This is a genomic window from Rhodococcus sp. P4_B6, from assembly GCF_056402215.1.
Window position 1 is genome coordinate 1 of the sequence record NZ_JBFUHV010000484.1, and the last position, 919, is coordinate 919.

Genomic DNA, 919 nt, shown 5'->3' on the forward strand with positions numbered 1-919 from the left:
ACTGATATGGACGCAGATTTGTCAAGAGGGCAGCAGGAGGCGGACGTCCAGGACCGTCGTCGAGGGACGTCCGCCTCGGGTGGCCCCGGATGAATCTGTTGGTTGGTGGCGAGCGTGTCGGTTGTCGACGCGTTGTCGAAGTCTGATATGCGCGGGTTGGCTACCGCAAAGACAGTTGTTCGGCTGGAGTGGATCGCTGGTCTAACCTCGAGCGTGATCCCAACGTGCAGTTGAGGATTGCTCATAGTTCTCTCGCGGGTCACTCCCAGGCGCTGTTGTCACCAACCGTGTGATCATCCGGGACGTTCGTGGGGCCTTCGGCCCCCCGGTCCGTGCCCCATCGGTCGTCGCCGAGGAGCGGGGGCAAGGTGGAGTCCCCGCAGCGCAAGCGAGGAGAACCGACCTTGCCGCCCGACGAGCAAACGACCAGAATGGCCCGCGACGGGGGAAGGCCCCATGGGTCAGTCGTCGAGCACGGCCAACGACCAGCACCACCCGGCGAGCTCGCGGGCGATGGCGGTGTTCGCCAGCACGGGACGCTTGCGGCGGGCGTCGAACCCGGCCCAGCGCTCGTGCAGGCGCCGGTTGCCTCGTTGCCCGCGGGGACGACTCGGTGGGCACCAGTCCCAGGTACGCGCCGATCGAGCGGCCGGTCAGCCGGTGCCAGTCCCCGATCTCGACCGCCAGCCCGAACGCGGTCAACGTGGACACCCCCCGCAGGCACCCGAGCCGGGTCACCACCGGGGTGWAGGCGCTGTCGGCGGCCATCCGGGTGATCGCGGCATCCAAACGGTCGCGCCGGCCGACGGCGGCGAGCATGGTGTCGTACGCGGTCTCGTACGCCAACTGCAGACCGGGYTCATCGAAGTGCTGGCTGCGCAGCCAGGTGTCGTGCACCTGCGTCCACGCGTGCCCTCCG

The 919-nt window shown here is 68.4% G+C and carries 1 pseudogene; it reads right to left on the reverse strand.

Annotation, left to right across the window (positions count from 1 at the left end):
- Positions 1-461: 461 nt before the first annotated feature.
- Positions 462-919 (reverse strand): annotated as a pseudogene (locus tag AC1DWT_RS51710) (transposase); the annotation flags it as partial.